The following is a 15666-nucleotide window of genomic DNA, read 5'->3' on the forward strand; positions in this document are numbered from 1 at the left end:
TTATCATCGCGGTTTTTGCCGGGGGTTCAGATGGCCAAGGCCAAGCGCATGTATGGCTGCACCGAGTGCGGCGCAACCTTTCCCAAGTGGGCCGGGCAGTGCGGCGAATGCGGCGCCTGGAACACCCTGACCGAAACCATGGTCGAGAGCGGCGGTGCCGCCGCCCCGAGCGGGCGCACCGGCTGGGCCGGACAGCAGGCCCAGATCAAGACCCTGGCCGAAGTCAGCATCGAAGAGATTCCGCGTTTTTCCACAGCCTCCGGCGAGCTCGACCGAGTGCTCGGCGGTGGTCTGGTGGACGGCTCGGTGGTGCTGATCGGCGGCGATCCCGGCATCGGCAAATCGACGATCCTCTTGCAGACCCTGTGCAACCTCGCCAAGAGCATGCCGGCGCTGTACGTCACCGGCGAAGAGTCCCAGCAACAGGTCGCCATGCGCGCACGCCGCCTGGGCCTGCCGCAGGATCAACTGCGGGTCATGACCGAAACCTGCATCGAAACCATCATCGCCACCGCCCGTCAGGAAAAACCCAAGGTGATGGTGATCGACTCGATCCAGACGATCTTCACCGAGCAACTGCAGTCGGCACCGGGTGGCGTGTCCCAGGTGCGCGAGAGTGCGGCGTTGCTGGTGCGTTACGCCAAGCAAAGCGGTACGGCGATTTTTCTGGTCGGCCACGTGACCAAGGAAGGTGCGCTGGCAGGGCCTCGCGTGCTGGAGCACATGGTCGATACCGTGCTGTATTTCGAGGGCGAGTCCGACGGGCGATTGCGCCTGCTGCGGGCGGTGAAGAACCGTTTCGGCGCGGTCAACGAACTCGGCGTGTTCGGCATGACCGACAAGGGCCTGAAAGAAGTCTCCAACCCTTCGGCGATTTTTCTCACCCGCGCTCAGGAAGAAGTCCCGGGCAGCGTGGTGATGGCAACGTGGGAAGGCACCCGGCCGATGCTGGTGGAAGTCCAGGCGCTGGTGGATGACAGTCATCTGGCCAACCCGCGTCGGGTCACGCTGGGTCTGGATCAGAATCGTCTGGCGATGTTGCTGGCGGTGCTGCACCGTCACGGCGGCATTCCGACCCACGATCAGGACGTGTTCCTCAACGTGGTCGGCGGGGTGAAGGTGCTGGAAACTGCGTCCGACCTGGCGTTGATGGCGGCCGTCATGTCGAGCCTGCGTAACCGGCCGTTGCCCCATGACTTGTTGGTGTTCGGCGAAGTCGGCCTGTCCGGCGAAGTGCGCCCGGTGCCGAGCGGTCAGGAGCGATTGAAGGAAGCCGCCAAGCACGGCTTCAAGCGCGCGATCGTGCCCAAGGGCAATGCGCCGAAGGAAGCTCCGCCAGGGTTGCAGATCATTGCGGTGACACGACTGGAGCAGGCGCTGGACTCGTTGTTCGAGTGATCAGACGTCAATCAGCGCCGCGAGCTCGCGTTCCAGTTCGGTTTCGTCGGCCAGATTGAGTTCGATCAGGCGACGCAGGCGCTGAATCGACTCCAGACTGATATGCCGACACACGAAACCGAGCTGGCCGTGATCTTCATGAGCCAGTTGCACATCCATCTCGATGTGTACGTCCTCGCTCAGATGAATATCGACGAAAAAATCCTGCTCGGAATTGCCCAGCCAGGGCTCGGGCCGCTCGATCAACAGCCCCTTGAGCGACAGATCGATCAGCTTCACCGGCCAGATGTACTCGCCCTGGCTCAATTCGGTTCGGGCATCGAACGCGATACGTTTGAAGCGGCGACGCTCGGACGGGTGCTCGCTCATGGCGCAATCCTCAGGAAGGTCAGCTGACTATAGACCCGACCGGCGGGGTGTTGCCAACGAATGGACTGTCTAGACCAATGTCGGGGTATGGCCTTTGCCGCCAACAGCGCTAAACTCGGGGTGGCTGTCTTTCTTGTCCACCCTGGCTGGAATAATAAAATGAAAAATAATAATAGCCTGCTACGCCACTTACCCTGGCTGCTGCTGGCAATCGTAGGAGCGTGCGCCCTGGGCGTAGTGGCATTGCGCCGAGGCGAGGCGATCAACGCCTTGTGGATTGTGGTCGCCGCCGTGGCCATCTATCTGGTTGCGTACCGTTACTACAGTCTGTTCATCGCTAACAATGTGATGCAACTCGATCCGCGTCGGGCCACCCCCGCCGTACTCAACAACGACGGTCTGGACTACGTTCCAACCAACAAACACATTCTCTTCGGTCACCACTTCGCGGCCATCGCTGGCGCGGGGCCGCTGGTCGGCCCGGTACTGGCGGCGCAGATGGGCTACCTGCCCGGTACGCTGTGGCTGATCGCCGGCGTGGTGCTGGCGGGCGCGGTGCAGGACTTCATGGTTCTGTTCATGTCGACCCGTCGCAACGGCCGTTCGCTGGGCGACATGGTGCGTGAAGAAATGGGCCGTATCCCCGGCACCATCGCGCTGTTCGGCTGCTTCCTGATCATGATCATCATCCTCGCGGTGCTGGCGCTGATCGTGGTGAAAGCCCTGGCTGAAAGCCCTTGGGGCATCTTCACCGTGATGGCGACCATCCCGATCGCGATGTTCATGGGCATCTACATGCGCTACATCCGTCCGGGCCGCATCGGCGAGATCTCGGTCGTCGGCGTGTTGCTGCTGCTCGGTTCGATCTGGCTGGGTGGGCAGATTGCCGCCGATCCGGTCTGGGCCAAGGCCTTCACCTTCACTGGCGTGCAGATTACCTGGATGCTGGTCGGCTACGGTTTCGTCGCCGCTTCGCTGCCGGTTTGGCTGATTCTGGCGCCGCGTGACTATCTCTCCACGTTCCTCAAGATCGGTACCATCGTCGCCCTGGCGATCGGCATCCTGGTGACCATGCCCGAGCTGAAAATGCCGGCCCTGACCCAGTTCGTCGACGGCACTGGTCCGGTGTGGAAGGGCGGTCTGTTCCCGTTCCTGTTCATCACCATTGCTTGCGGTGCGGTATCGGGTTTCCACGCGCTGATCTCTTCCGGGACCACGCCGAAACTGCTGGATAACGAAACCAACGCCCGTTACATCGGTTACGGCGGCATGCTGATGGAATCGTTCGTGGCCATTATGGCCATGGTCGCTGCCTCGGTGATCGAGCCAGGCGTGTACTTCGCCATGAACAGCCCGGCCGCCGTGGTCGGCGGTGATGTGGTGTCCGTGGCAACTGCGGTCAGCAACTGGGGCTTTGCAATTACCCCGGAAGCCCTGCAAGCCGTGGCGCATGACATCGGTGAAACCACCATCCTGGCCCGTGCCGGTGGTGCGCCGACCCTGGCGGTCGGTATCGCGCAGATCCTGCACAGTGTGCTGCCGGGTGAAAACACCATGGCGTTCTGGTACCACTTCGCGATCCTGTTCGAAGCGCTGTTCATCCTGACCGCAGTCGATGCCGGCACCCGTGCCGGTCGCTTCATGCTGCAGGACCTGCTCGGCTCCTTCGTACCGGCGCTGAAACGCACCGAATCCTGGTCCGCCAACCTGATCGCCACCGCCGGTTGTGTCGCGATGTGGGGCTGGTTGCTGTATCAGGGCGTGGTCGATCCACTGGGCGGTATCAACACCTTGTGGCCGCTGTTCGGCATCTCCAACCAGATGCTTGCCGGTATCGCGCTGATGCTCGGCACCGTGGTCCTGATCAAGATGAAGCGCCAGCGCTACATCTGGGTCACCCTGCTGCCGGCCACCTGGCTGCTGATCTGCACCACGACCGCTGGCTTCATCAAGCTGTTCGACGCCAACCCGGCGATCGGCTTCCTGTCGCTGGCCAAGAAGTACAGCGATGCACTGGCCAACGGTCAGGTGCTGGCGCCGGCGAAAAGCGTCGAGCAGATGCAGCACGTGATCTTCAACGCCTACACCAACGCTACATTGACCGCGCTGTTCCTGTTCGTGGTATTCAGCATCCTGTTCTATGCGCTCAAGGTCGGCATCGCCGCCTGGGGCAAAAAAGAGCGTACGGACAAAGAATCGCCATTCCAGGCCCTGCCGGACGCGTAACCAGAGGATTGCAGCATGTTCAATGACCTGAGTCGCCTCGGTAAATACCTCGGTCAGGCCGCGCGCCTGATGGTCGGCATGCCCGACTACGACACCTACGTCGAGCATATGCAGACCAAACACCCGGACAAACCGGTGATGAGCTACGAGATGTTCTTTCGCGAACGTCAGGAAGCCCGTTACGGTGGCAAGGGTGGGCCGAAGTGCTGCTGAGCCGCTGATCGCGGTTCAGCAGAGATAGGTGGGAGCAGGTCTTTCGGCCTGCTCCCATTTTTATTTGTGCAATTGAAGGAGATCGAGTTTGTCTTCTCCCATCCCGGTCACGGTGCTCAGCGGTTTCCTCGGCGCCGGCAAGACCACCTTGCTGCGCCATCTGTTGAAAGCCGAGCACGGCCTGAAAATCGCCGTGATCGAAAACGAATTCAGCGACGCCGGCATCGACACCCAATTGCTGGGCGACGAGCCGGTGCAAGTCATGACCCTGGCCAACGGCTGCGTCTGCTGCACCATCCACACCGATTTGACCAAGGCCTTGTACCTGTTGCTCGAACGGCTGGACAGCGGCGAAATCGCCTTCGATCGGCTGGTCATCGAATGCACCGGCCTGGCCGACCCGGCTCCGGTGGCGCAGACTTTTTTCATCGACGAAGAACTGCGCGAACGTTATCTGCTCGACGGCATCATCACCCTCGTCGACGCCGCTCACGCCGAACTGCACCTGACCCAGACCATCGCCCAGGCGCAGATCGGTTTTGCCGACCGCTTGCTGGTGAGCAAAACCGATCTGGTGGACGAGGCCGCGTTCACCGCGCTCAGCGAACGCCTGACCCGCATCAACCGTCGTGCACCGATCCGCGTGGTCGAACACGGCAACATCGATCTGGCCGAATTGCTCGATGTGCGCGGTTTCAACCTGAATGCCGATCTCGGCGGCGGGGTGAGTCTGCGGCCGGTGAGCAAGGCGCCATCCATCGACCGGATTTCCAGTCTGGTGCTGCGTACCGATCAGCCGCTGGATATCGATCAGCTCAGCGAATTCATGAATGAACTGTTGGAAGAGCACGGCAAGCAATTGCTGCGCTACAAAGGTGTGTTGAACATTGCGGGTGAAGATCGGCGGCTGGTGTTCCAGGGCGTGCTGAAACTCTACGGCTTCGACTGGGACACCGAGTGGGCCGAGGGCGAGGCGCGGGAAAGCGTGATCGTGTTTATCGCCGACGATTTGCCGGAAGAGAAAATCCGGGCGGGGTTTGCCAGGGTGGCGGCGAACTGAGTCCGCCGCGCTTTCAGTGAGTGGAGCCGCTGAGAATCGTCTGCTCCAGGTGATCCAGATGACGGTTCATCAGCGACACCGCCTCGCCAGCGTCATCACGCTCGATCGCCTCGACGATCCGGGCGTGATCCTGCCAGCCGCAACAGCTGTGCGTGGTTTCTGTGCATCGCGCAATCGCCAGTGAGGTCAGCGGCACCAACGTGCCGAGGAAATGCGCCAACGGTGCATTCCGCGCCATTTTCGCTACCTGCAAATGAAACTCCCCGGACAAGCGAATCGCCGCCCCGCGCCGATCTTTATCCACAGCCTGACGCTCCCGTTCGATCAACGCTCGCAGGCGCTTCAGATCTTCAGCCTGCGCATGCTGACAAGCCAATCGCACCAGCGTGTTCTCGGCCAGACGCCGAGCGTGCAGGGCCTGACGTGTCTGCTCGGCATCCGGCGCAGCCACTCGTGGTCGATGGTTGGCCCGCAGTACGATGATCTGTTCGTGGGACAGTTGAGTCAGCACCCGACGCACATCGGCGCGGCTGACGCCGAACATCTCCTTGAGACTTTCTTCGGTGAAACGGCTGGCGGCATCGATGCGTTGCTCGAGGATTGCGTCTAACAGGCGCGGATACAGATCCTCCACCGGCGCATGCAGGCGGGAGAAGGGCAGGGCCGTCGAGGTCGGGCGAGGGTGCGACGGCGTGGCAAGACTGTTCATGGCCGGTCTCCAGTGTGAGGCGTTTCAGTGGCTCAGGTTGTCATCCGGAATATTCAGCTCGATACCCATCCGCTGGCCTTCACGCAAAATGTGCCGGCGCATTTCGGCGCTGGCCTGGGCGCTGTTCTTGCTGCGGATCGCGCGCACCACGGCTTCGTTTTCCTCAAGGCGTTCGGCCAGGTGCTCCGGCGAATTGCGCAGCACTTCGGCGCTTTGCTTGAGGGCGTTGCTGGTCTGTTGCACCACGCTCTGGAAAATCGGGTTCGAGGTCAGGGTGAACAGCTCCTCGTGGAACGCGATGTAGGCGCTGACCCCGGCCTCGCTGTCACCCGCTTCGAGGGCTTCGCGCATGTCCATCAGGGTCAGGCGCAACTGCCCGACTTCCTTGCTGCTGATCGACTGCGCTACCAGACCGACAATGAACGGTTCGAGGGTGTAGCGCAGTTGCAGCACGTCTTCGAGGCTGGCGCCGGCCACTGCACTGTCGTGGCTTTGGCTGTCACTGGCCTGGGCGTCGAGCACCACCACGCCTTTGCCCGGCATCGAGCGCACCAGACCGAGGGTTTCCAGCACGATCACCGCTTCACGCAGGCTCGGGCGGCTGATGCCCAGTTGCTCGGCCAGCTCGCGCTGCCCCGGTAGCATCTCGCCGGAGCGCCACTGGCCACGGGCCAGCGCGGCCCGGAGTTTTTCCACCACTGAGTTGACGACGGTTGATGTAGTAATCACGTGTTCGCTCCATGAGCCGTGCCTGCATTGGCGCAGGCACGGCGCTCATTCAGAATTCTTTGGCCGCCGCTTGAGCGACCGTTTTTCTCGGCTGAAAGTTATAGCCCTGCTCGCCGTTGAGCACCTTGTTCGCCCGCTGCACGTCGATGTCCTTTTCCCAGCGGGCGATGGCCACGGTGGCTACGCAGTTGCCGATCAGGTTGGTCAGCGCGCGGCCGATGCCCATGAACCAGTCCACCGCCAACACCAAAACTAGGCCGACCACCGGAATCGCCGGGATGGCCGTCAGCGTGGCGGCCAGAATCACCAGCGCCGAACCCGGAATGCCGTGGGCACCTTTGGAGGTAATCAGCGACACCAGCAAAATAGTCAGCAGATCGGTCATGGCCAGCGGCGTACCGGTAGCGTTGGCAATGAATACGATGGCCAGGGTCAGGTAGATCGAAAAACCGTCGAGGTTGAACGAGTAACCGGTGGGAATCACCAGCCCGACGGTCGAGCTGCCGATACCCAGATGCTCAAGCTTGCGCATGATCTGCGGCAGCACGGCGTCGGAGGACGCGGTGCCCATGACGATCAGCAGTTCTTCACGCAGGTACTTGAGCAACGGCCACATGCGCAGGCCGGAGGCACGCATCACCAGACCCAGAATCACGCTGACGAAAGCGATGCAGGTCAGGTAGAACAAACCGACCAGACTGCCCAGGTGTTGCAGCGAATCCAGGCCATATTTGCTGGTGGTGAAGGCGATGGCGCCGAACACGCCGATCGGTGCCAGACGCACGATCATGCCCATGATCCGGAAGATCACGTGGCTGAGCTCGTTGATCAGCCGCGAGATCCCGGAAGCCGCTTCGCCCACCAGATTCAACGCGCTGCCGAACAGCACCGAGAACAGCAGCACTTGCAGAATGTTGTTGTCGGCAAAGGCGCCGAGTACCGAGGTCGGGATCAGGTCCATCAGGAATTGGGTGGTGGTGTGCATGTGCTGGCCGCGTTCGGCGATGTCGCCCATGTCGGCGGCGGACAGCTGCTCCAGATGGATGTTGGCGCCGCTGCCGATCCCGGTGGTGAAGGCGAACACCAGACCGATCACCAGGGCGATGGTGGTCAGCACTTCGAAGTAGATCACCGACTTGAGGCCGATGCGCCCGACCTTCTTCAGGTCGCCGGCGCCGCTGATGCCGCTGACCACCACGCAGAACACGATCAGGCCGATGAGCATCTTGATCAGTTTGATGAAACCGTCGCCGAGCGGTTTGAGCTGGGCCGAATATTCAGGAAGGGTCAGCCCGCAGACGATGCCGAGCACCAGTCCGAGAACCACTTGGAGGAAGATTGAACGCGAGCACCATCTGAGCATGGGAGGAATCCTGGTCGGTGTCCTGGCTGCCGTGCGCGGGGCGCATCAGATTCAGGACTTAATTATTGTGGTCTTACCGGTATGTCCAGTGCGGGTGCAGTCTAGGCGCGGTTTTTTAGGGATCGCAAGTGAAAAATGACGAATTGGCATGACCGGTCTGACCAGTTGGGCGCCAAGCCCCGACCTTGAGCTATTCGCAGTCCGAAACTTTTTTGCGGGCGAAAAAAAACCGGCCATCACTGGCCGGTTTTTCATGCTGCGGTTTTACCGTCGCAATTAAGCGCCGTATACCGGCAGTTTCTTGCAGATGGCTTTGACTTTCTCACGAACGGCGTCGATCACCGCTTCGTTGTTCAGGTCAGCCAGGATGTCGCAGATCCAGCCAGCCAGCTCTTTGCACTCTGCTTCCTTGAAGCCGCGAGTGGTCACAGCCGGAGTACCGAAGCGCAGACCGGAGGTGACGAACGGGGAGCGTGGGTCGTTTGGCACGGAGTTCTTGTTTACGGTGATGAACGCTTTGCCCAGAGCGGCGTCGGCGTCTTTACCGGAGATTTCCTGCTTGATCAGCGACAGCAGGAACAGGTGGTTTTCAGTACCGCCGGAAACCACGTCGAAACCGCGCTCGATGAACACGCCGGCCATGGCCTGGGCGTTTTTCACCACTTGTTGCTGGTAAGCCTTGAACTCCGGCTGCAGTGCTTCCTTGAAGCAGATCGCTTTGGCGGCGATCACGTGCTCCAGCGGGCCACCCTGGGCGCCCGGGAATACGGCGGAGTTCAGCTTCTTCTCGATGTCGGCGTTGGCTTTGGCCAGGATCAGGCCACCACGTGGACCGCGCAGGGTCTTGTGGGTGGTGGTGGTCACGACGTCAGCGAACGGAACCGGGTTCGGGTAGACGCCAGCGGCGACCAGACCGGCTACGTGAGCCATGTCGACGAACAGGTAGGCGCCAACCTTGTCGGCGATGGCGCGGAAGCGCGGGAAGTCGAGGATCTGCGAGTAGGCAGAGAAACCGGCCACGATCATTTTCGGCTTGTGTTCAACCGCCAGACGCTCGACTTCGTCGTAGTCGATCAGGCCGTTGGCGTCGATGCCGTACTGGATGGCGTTGTACAGCTTGCCGGAGGAGGAAACGCTGGCGCCGTGGGTCAGGTGACCGCCGTGAGCCAGGCTCATGCCCAGGATGGTGTCACCGGCCGACAGCAGGGCCAGGTAGACAGCGGCGTTGGCTTGGGAACCTGCGTGCGGCTGAACGTTGGCGTAGTCGGCGCCGAACAGTTCCTTGGCGCGGTCGATGGCCAGTTGCTCAACGACGTCGACGTACTCGCAACCACCGTAGTAGCGCTTGCCCGGGTAGCCTTCGGCGTACTTGTTGGTCAGTACCGAGCCTTGAGCTTCCATCACCGCTGGGCTGGTGTAGTTCTCCGAAGCGATCAGCTCGATGTGTTCTTCCTGGCGCTGGGCTTCTTGCTCCATGGCGGCAAAAAGATCGGCGTCGTACTTGGCAATAGTCAAATCACGGCTGAACATGGCGGTCCTCAAGGATCGGGGGCAGAAAAGGGGGGCATTCTAACCCATCGGGTTTTGGATGGCATATGAAACGACATCATGTCGCAGACAAGTGGCGTTCATGCGTGGATATACGGTGATTGTGCCGGCCAAATCGCCAGCAGGCTGGCTCCCACAGTAATCGCGATAGCCTGCAAATTCCCTGATCGGCATCAATCCTTGTGGGAGCCAGCCTGCTGGCGATGGCTTCCCCACAAAGTCTCAGTCGAACATGAACAGCGCATCATTGCTGAACTGCGCCTCGAACCGTCCCGCCGGCATCGGCCGCCCGAACAGATAACCCTGAACCTCGTCGCAACCATGCTCGCGCAGGAAGTCCAGTTGTTCATGGGTTTCCACGCCCTCGGCGATCACCGCCAGATTCAGGCTGTGGGCCATGGCGATGATTGCCCGGGCGATCTGCGCGTCCTGCTCGCCGGACGGCAGGCCGTCGACGAAGGTGCGGTCGATCTTCAGTACGTCGATCGGGAATTGCTTGAGGTAGTTCAGCGACGAGTAACCGGTGCCGAAGTCGTCGACCGCGATGCTCAGGCCGAGGTTCTTCAGGCCGGCAAGGATCTGCATCGCCTCGCTGACTTCGCGCATCAGAATACTTTCGGTCAGCTCCAGCTCCAGGCACGCCGGCGGCAGGCCGGTTTCCTTGAGGATGGTGGCGATCCGCGTGCCGAGCTGGCCATCGGAGAACTGCCGGGCGGAAATGTTCACCGAGACCTTCGGCACGCGCACGCGACTCTGGTGCCAGGTCTTGAGCTGACGGCAGGCCTCGCTGATCACCCAGTCGCCGACGTCCACCACCAGCCCGAGTTCTTCGAGCACCGGGATGAAATCCCCCGGCGGCACCAGCCCGCGACGCGGATGACGCCAGCGCAGCAGGGCTTCGGCACCGGTCAGGCGTTTGCCGTCGCCGCTGAACTGCGGCTGGTAGTACAGCACGAATTCGTTCTGCTCCAGCGCGTGGCGCAGGTCGCTTTCCAGTTCCAGACGTTCCAGCGCACTGGCGTTCATGTCGGCCTGATAGAACTGGAAGTTGTTCTTGCCGCGCTCCTTGGCGTGGTACATCGCGGTGTCGGCGTTCTTCATCAGCTGGCTGAGTTCGTTGCCGTCCTGCGGGCTCAGGGCGATGCCGATACTGGCGGTGACGAAGAACTCGCGGCCTTCGAGCACGAACGGTCGCACCAGACTGGCAAGGATCTGCTCGGCCACGTGGATCGCACGGTTCAGTGCCATTTCGCGGCTGGAGCGGTGTTGCAGCAACAGGGTGAATTCGTCGCCGCCCATCCGCGCCACGGTGTCGTCATCGTCGACGCAGGCCAGCAAGCGCGTGGCCATGTCCTTGAGCATGCGGTCGCCGGCGGCGTGACCGAGGGAGTCGTTGATCGGTTTGAATCGGTCGAGGTCGAGGAACATCAGCACCACCCACGACTTCTGCCGTTCGGCCGATTGCAGCGCGGTGTGCAGGCGATCCTGGAACAGCGTGCGGTTCGGCAGGTGAGTCAGGGCGTCGTAGTAGGCGAGGCGGTGAATCCGCTGCTCGCTGGCCTTGCGCTCGCTGATGTCACTGAAGAAGCACACGTAACTGGCCAGATCGCCCTCGTCATCGAGCACGGCGGTGATGCCGACCCATGCAGGGTAATGCTCGCCGTTGCGGCGCTTGAGCCAGACTTCACCTTCCCAGGTGCTGTGCTGATGCAACTGCTTGAGCACGTAGCGCAGGTGCGCGTCCTGCTGTTCGTCGACGGTCAGCATGTTCGGCAACTGGTCGAGCACTTCGCTCACCGCGTAGCCGCTGACCCGGCTGAACGCCTCGTTGGCCTGGACAATGTAACCGGCCGGGTCGGTGATCAGGATCGCCGAAGTCGAGTGCTCGAATACCGTGGCCGCCATGCGCAGGTCTTTCTCCGCACGGCGCTGCTGGCTGATATCGCGACCGACCCCGAGCACGCCTTCGAAGGCGCCATGTTCGTCCCACACCAGCACCAGACGCAGTTCGATCGGGATCTTGCGACCGTCGGCGCGCAGGCAGTCGAACAGGAACATCTGGGTCTGCACCTGGCTGCGCAAAATCACCAGTTGCTCGGGTTTGCCCAGAGCTTTGCTGACCCGATCCATCAGGTGATAGATGCCGCTCAGTTGCTGCGGGTTGGCGATGGTCGATTGCCAGCCGTTCTGGAAAATCCATTCGGCGTCATAACCCAGCACCGCTTGCACCGACGGGCTGACGTAGTTCAGCGAGAGCTTGCTGTCGGTGGAGAAGATTACGTCGCTGATGCTTTCGGCGAGCATCCGGTAGCGTTGTTCGCTGTCGCGCAACGATTCGCTGGCTTCGATCTGCTCGGTGATGTCCTTGGCCACGCCGATGATCCGCGTGACCTGATCGTGCTTGTCCCGGGCCAGCGCCTGTTCGCGAATGTCGAAGCGCCGCCACTTGCCGTCGCGATGACGGAAGCGCAGCTGACATTGCAACAACTGGCTGTAACCAGCGTGACGCTGCATCTGCCGCGAGCGATGGTAATAGTCGGCGTCTTCCGGGTGCAGGAGGATTTCCCAGAAGTACTCGCCCATCTGATGCAGTTCGGTGCGGTTGTAACCGAGAGTCTGGCCGAGGTGGTGGTTGCTGAAGATCATCCGCTGGCTGATCACGTCCTGCACATACAGGTGATCCGGCACGGTACGCACCACGTCCGACCAGAAACCTTCGCGCTCCAGCAGCGACAGTTCGATCAGCTTGCGGCTGGTGATGTCGTTGATGCTCAGGATCACGGCCTTGTAGTCGTGCTGTTCCTGCGGCAGGCGCAGCACCAGCCACAGGTGCTGGTCGCGGCCATTGATGTCCGGGAGTTTGATTTCCAGTTCCAGCTGCTTTTGCTGCTGGAGCACGGCGTCGAGCACCTGATTGCCGATGGCGCACTGACTGTGCGGCTGACCGTCGATCAACAGTTGCCAGGCGTGATCGCAGGAATTGACATTGAGCAGTTGCAGCGCGACCTGGTTGACCTCGGTGACCCGCAGTTCGTGGAGCAATTGCTGGCGCTGCGCCGGCTGGTCGAGCCAGGCCTTGAGCTGGTCGCTGGTCTGGATCTGGGCTTTCTCGAAAATCAGCTTGAGCCCCGAAAGATCCAGCACGCACAACGCCACGCCGGTGCCTTCGAAAATATCCTGATAACGCCGACGCCCTTCATGCACCTGACGCTGACGGCGGCGCATATTGAGCAGCGCGATGAACGGCAGCAGCGAGAGCGCCAGGCCCAACAGGCATTTGCCGATGAACGCCGGCAGCAGTTGTTCGAGCACATGTTGACGGTCGAACAGGCCACGCAGTTGCCAGTCGCTGCTGCTCAGCGGCACGGTCAGCACGCTGTTGGCCAGATCGTCCGGGGTCAGGACGCTGGTGCTGCCGATGGGCATCGCTTCGTCGCGGCTGATGATCTGATGGTTGATGCGATTTTCCACCAGCCACAGGGGACGGATACCGGTTTCGCCTTGTTTGGTCAGTGCTTTAAAGAAGGTGGGTGTCAGCCGCAGTGCCCAGTAACCGCGAGTGCTGCCACTGGCCTGATGCAACAGCAGATGCACCACCGAGCCGTCGTCGTCATTGCTGAAATAATGCGCCTGAGCGCGGCTGCGGCGTACCAGATCGCTGAGGTAATCGGCGTCTTGGCTGTCAGTCGCGCTGTCGCTGAGGATTTTTCCGGAGGGGCTGAGCAGGGCCAGGCTGCGCAGGTCGGGCAGCGACTTCTGAAGTTTGCGCAGCAGCGCCTGCTGTTCGTCGGCCGACTGCGGTTGTTCGACGATCGGTAGCAGGTTGAGGGCGATCTGCGCGTTCAACGCCATGTTCAGGCTGACCTGCGCGGCGAGGTCGGCGGTGTAGTCGATGGTGTACTGACGCTGGTTTTTCTGGGTTTCACGCAGTTGATCGAGCAGCTGCCAGAACAGCAGCGCCAGCAGCAAAAGCACCAGCGTCGCCAGCGCGCCTTTCAATGTTCCGCGCAGGGACGAGCCGGGCGCCGGTTGGGTGCTGCTCACAGAGGCTGGCGGAGTGACGTTGGACAAGCTGTAATCCTGCGGTCTGGCTGGACTGGCGCGACGTGCACTATAAGCCGGACGCCCAAGGGCGGCTAGCATGCCTTGAGTTGTGGCGAAGTGCCAGCCCCACTCGGCTGGACTGCCATCGGTCATTCAGGTAGCTTTGCCGGTTACGCGGGAGCGTTCCAGCTCCTAGACTCAGACTTTTTCAGCGCGCACGCATTGATGACCATCAAGTGAACGACGCGCATCGGTCTGGCCGGGCATCGCCTGCGCTCCAATCATTCATCTGTCACTGACCCAAGGTTCTCCATGGCTCAATACGTCTTCACCATGCATCGGCTGGGCAAAGTTGTTCCGCCGAAGCGGGAAATCCTGAAAAACATTTCGCTGTCTTTCTTCCCCGGCGCCAAGATCGGCGTACTCGGCCTCAACGGTTCGGGTAAATCCACGCTGCTGAAAATCATGGCCGGCGTCGACACCGAGTTCGAGGGCGAAGCGCGCCCGATGCCGGAACTGAACATCGGTTACCTGCCGCAAGAGCCGCAACTGGATCCGACCAAGACCGTGCGTGAAGTGGTCGAGGAAGCGGTCAGCGTGATCAAGGATGCGCAAGCGCGTCTGGACGAGGTCTACGCCGCTTACGCCGACCCGGACGCCGACTTCGACAAGCTGGCCGCCGAACAGGCCAAGCTCGAAGCGATCCTGCAGGCCAGCGACGGTCACAACCTGGAGCGCCAGCTGGAAGTCGCCGCCGATGCGCTGCGTCTGCCGGCCTGGGACGCCAAGGTCGAGCACCTGTCCGGTGGTGAAAAACGTCGTGTGGCCCTGTGCCGTCTGCTGCTGTCCGCCCCGGACATGCTGCTGCTCGACGAACCGACCAACCACCTGGACGCCGACTCCGTTGCGTGGCTCGAACACTTCCTGCACGACTTCCCGGGCACTGTGGTAGCGATCACGCACGACCGTTACTTCCTGGACAACGTTGCCGGCTGGATTCTGGAACTCGACCGCGGCGCGGGCATTCCTTACGAGGGCAACTACTCGGGTTGGCTGGAAGCCAAGTCCGATCGTCTGGCCCAGGAATCCAAGCAGCAATCGGCCCACGAAAAAGCCATGAAGGAAGAACTGGAGTGGGTGCGCAAAGGCGCCAAGGCCCGCCAGTCGAAATCCAAGGCACGTCTGCAACGCTTCGAAGAAATGCAGTCGCAGGAATTCCAGAAGCGTTCGGAAACCAACGAGATCTACATCCCGGCCGGTCCGCGCCTGGGCGACAAGGTCATCGAATTCAAGAACGTCACCAAGGGCTACGGCGATCGCGTGCTGATCGACAATCTGTCGTTCTCCATGCCGAAAGGCGCCATCGTCGGCGTGATCGGCGGTAACGGTGCCGGTAAGTCGACCCTGTTCCGCATGCTGATGGGCAAGGAAACCCCGGACTCCGGCAGCATCGAAATCGGCGAAACCGTACAACTGGCCTGCGTGGATCAGAGCCGCGAAGACCTGGACGGCAGCAAGACCGTGTTCCAGCAGATCTCCGACGGTTCCGACCAGATCCGCATCGGCAACTACGAGATCCCGTCGCGTACCTACGTCGGTCGTTTCAACTTCAAGGGCGGCGATCAGCAGAAGTTCGTCAAGGACCTGTCCGGTGGTGAGCGCGGTCGTCTGCACCTGGCGCTGACCCTGAAGGAGGGCGGCAACGTCCTGCTGCTCGACGAACCGTCCAACGACCTCGACGTTGAAACCCTGCGTTCCCTGGAAGAAGCCCTGCTGGACTTCCCGGGCGCTGCCATTGTGATCTCTCACGATCGGTGGTTCCTTGACCGCGTCGCGACTCACATCCTGGCGTACGAAGACGACTCGCAGGCGGTGTTCTTCGAAGGCAACTACACCGAGTACGAAGCCGATCGCAAAAAGCGCCTCGGCGAAGCAGCGGCCCAGCCACACCGGGTACGCCACAAGAAACTGGCCTGATTACGGGTTGGTTGCATGAAAAAGCGGAGC

The 15666-nt window shown here is 61.4% G+C and carries 11 protein-coding genes; 5 read left to right on the forward strand and 6 right to left on the reverse strand.

What is annotated here, in order from left to right; all coding sequences use genetic code 11:
* Positions 1–30: 30 nt before the first annotated feature.
* Entirely contained in the window at positions 31–1398 is a 1368-nt protein-coding gene (radA, locus tag CAF74_RS21655) for a DNA repair protein RadA (RefSeq protein WP_007950985.1), read from the forward strand.
* Here radA and CAF74_RS21660 read toward each other — a convergent pair whose 3' ends face one another.
* Positions 1399–1767: a PilZ domain-containing protein gene (locus tag CAF74_RS21660; RefSeq protein WP_085608710.1), complete on the reverse strand. Its 369-nt coding sequence runs from the start codon at positions 1765–1767 to the stop codon at positions 1399–1401.
* A 159-nt stretch (positions 1768–1926) separates the two neighbouring features.
* Here CAF74_RS21660 and CAF74_RS21665 point away from each other — a divergent pair, with 159 nt between their 5' ends.
* From CAF74_RS21665 to yjiA, 3 genes are all read left to right on the forward strand, one after another.
* Positions 1927–3993, forward strand: coding sequence for a carbon starvation CstA family protein (locus CAF74_RS21665; protein WP_007950983.1), 2067 nt, complete (start codon positions 1927–1929; stop codon positions 3991–3993).
* 15 nt (positions 3994–4008) lie between these two features.
* Positions 4009–4206, forward strand: a complete 198-nt coding sequence (locus CAF74_RS21670) for a YbdD/YjiX family protein (RefSeq protein WP_003228401.1) — start codon at positions 4009–4011, stop codon at positions 4204–4206.
* A gap of 88 nt (positions 4207–4294) precedes the next feature.
* The gene (gene yjiA / locus CAF74_RS21675; protein ID WP_085747701.1) at positions 4295–5266 is read left to right on the forward strand and encodes a GTPase; all 972 of its coding nucleotides are present in this window, start codon (positions 4295–4297) and stop codon (positions 5264–5266) included.
* Positions 5267–5279: 13 nt separating this feature from the next.
* On the opposite strand, the gene CAF74_RS21680 is transcribed toward yjiA, so the two are convergent.
* From CAF74_RS21680 to CAF74_RS21700, 5 genes are all read right to left on the reverse strand, one after another.
* Positions 5280–5975, reverse strand: coding sequence for a GntR family transcriptional regulator (locus tag CAF74_RS21680; protein ID WP_085747702.1), 696 nt, complete (start codon positions 5973–5975; stop codon positions 5280–5282).
* 24 nt (positions 5976–5999) lie between these two features.
* Entirely contained in the window at positions 6000–6704 is a 705-nt protein-coding gene (locus CAF74_RS21685; RefSeq protein WP_007950980.1) for a FadR/GntR family transcriptional regulator, read from the reverse strand.
* 49 nt (positions 6705–6753) lie between these two features.
* On the reverse strand, positions 6754–8067 hold the full coding sequence (locus CAF74_RS21690) for a C4-dicarboxylate transporter DctA (protein ID WP_085747703.1): 1314 nt from the start codon (positions 8065–8067) through the stop codon (positions 6754–6756).
* A 276-nt stretch (positions 8068–8343) separates the two neighbouring features.
* Positions 8344–9597, reverse strand: a complete 1254-nt coding sequence (glyA, locus tag CAF74_RS21695) for a serine hydroxymethyltransferase (RefSeq protein WP_007950978.1) — start codon at positions 9595–9597, stop codon at positions 8344–8346.
* Positions 9598–9837: 240 nt separating this feature from the next.
* On the reverse strand, positions 9838–13686 hold the full coding sequence (locus CAF74_RS21700; RefSeq protein ID WP_085747704.1) for a bifunctional diguanylate cyclase/phosphodiesterase: 3849 nt from the start codon (positions 13684–13686) through the stop codon (positions 9838–9840).
* Between the two features lie 285 nt (positions 13687–13971).
* Between CAF74_RS21700 and ettA the strand changes: the two genes are divergently transcribed.
* Positions 13972–15636, forward strand: coding sequence for an energy-dependent translational throttle protein EttA (gene ettA, locus CAF74_RS21705; protein ID WP_007950976.1), 1665 nt, complete (start codon positions 13972–13974; stop codon positions 15634–15636).
* Positions 15637–15666: the final 30 nt, after the last annotated feature.

Origin of the sequence: Pseudomonas sp. R45(2017), assembly GCF_002112305.1 — a bacterium.
Classification (GTDB): Bacteria; Pseudomonadota; Gammaproteobacteria; order Pseudomonadales; family Pseudomonadaceae; genus Aquipseudomonas; species Aquipseudomonas paraglycinae.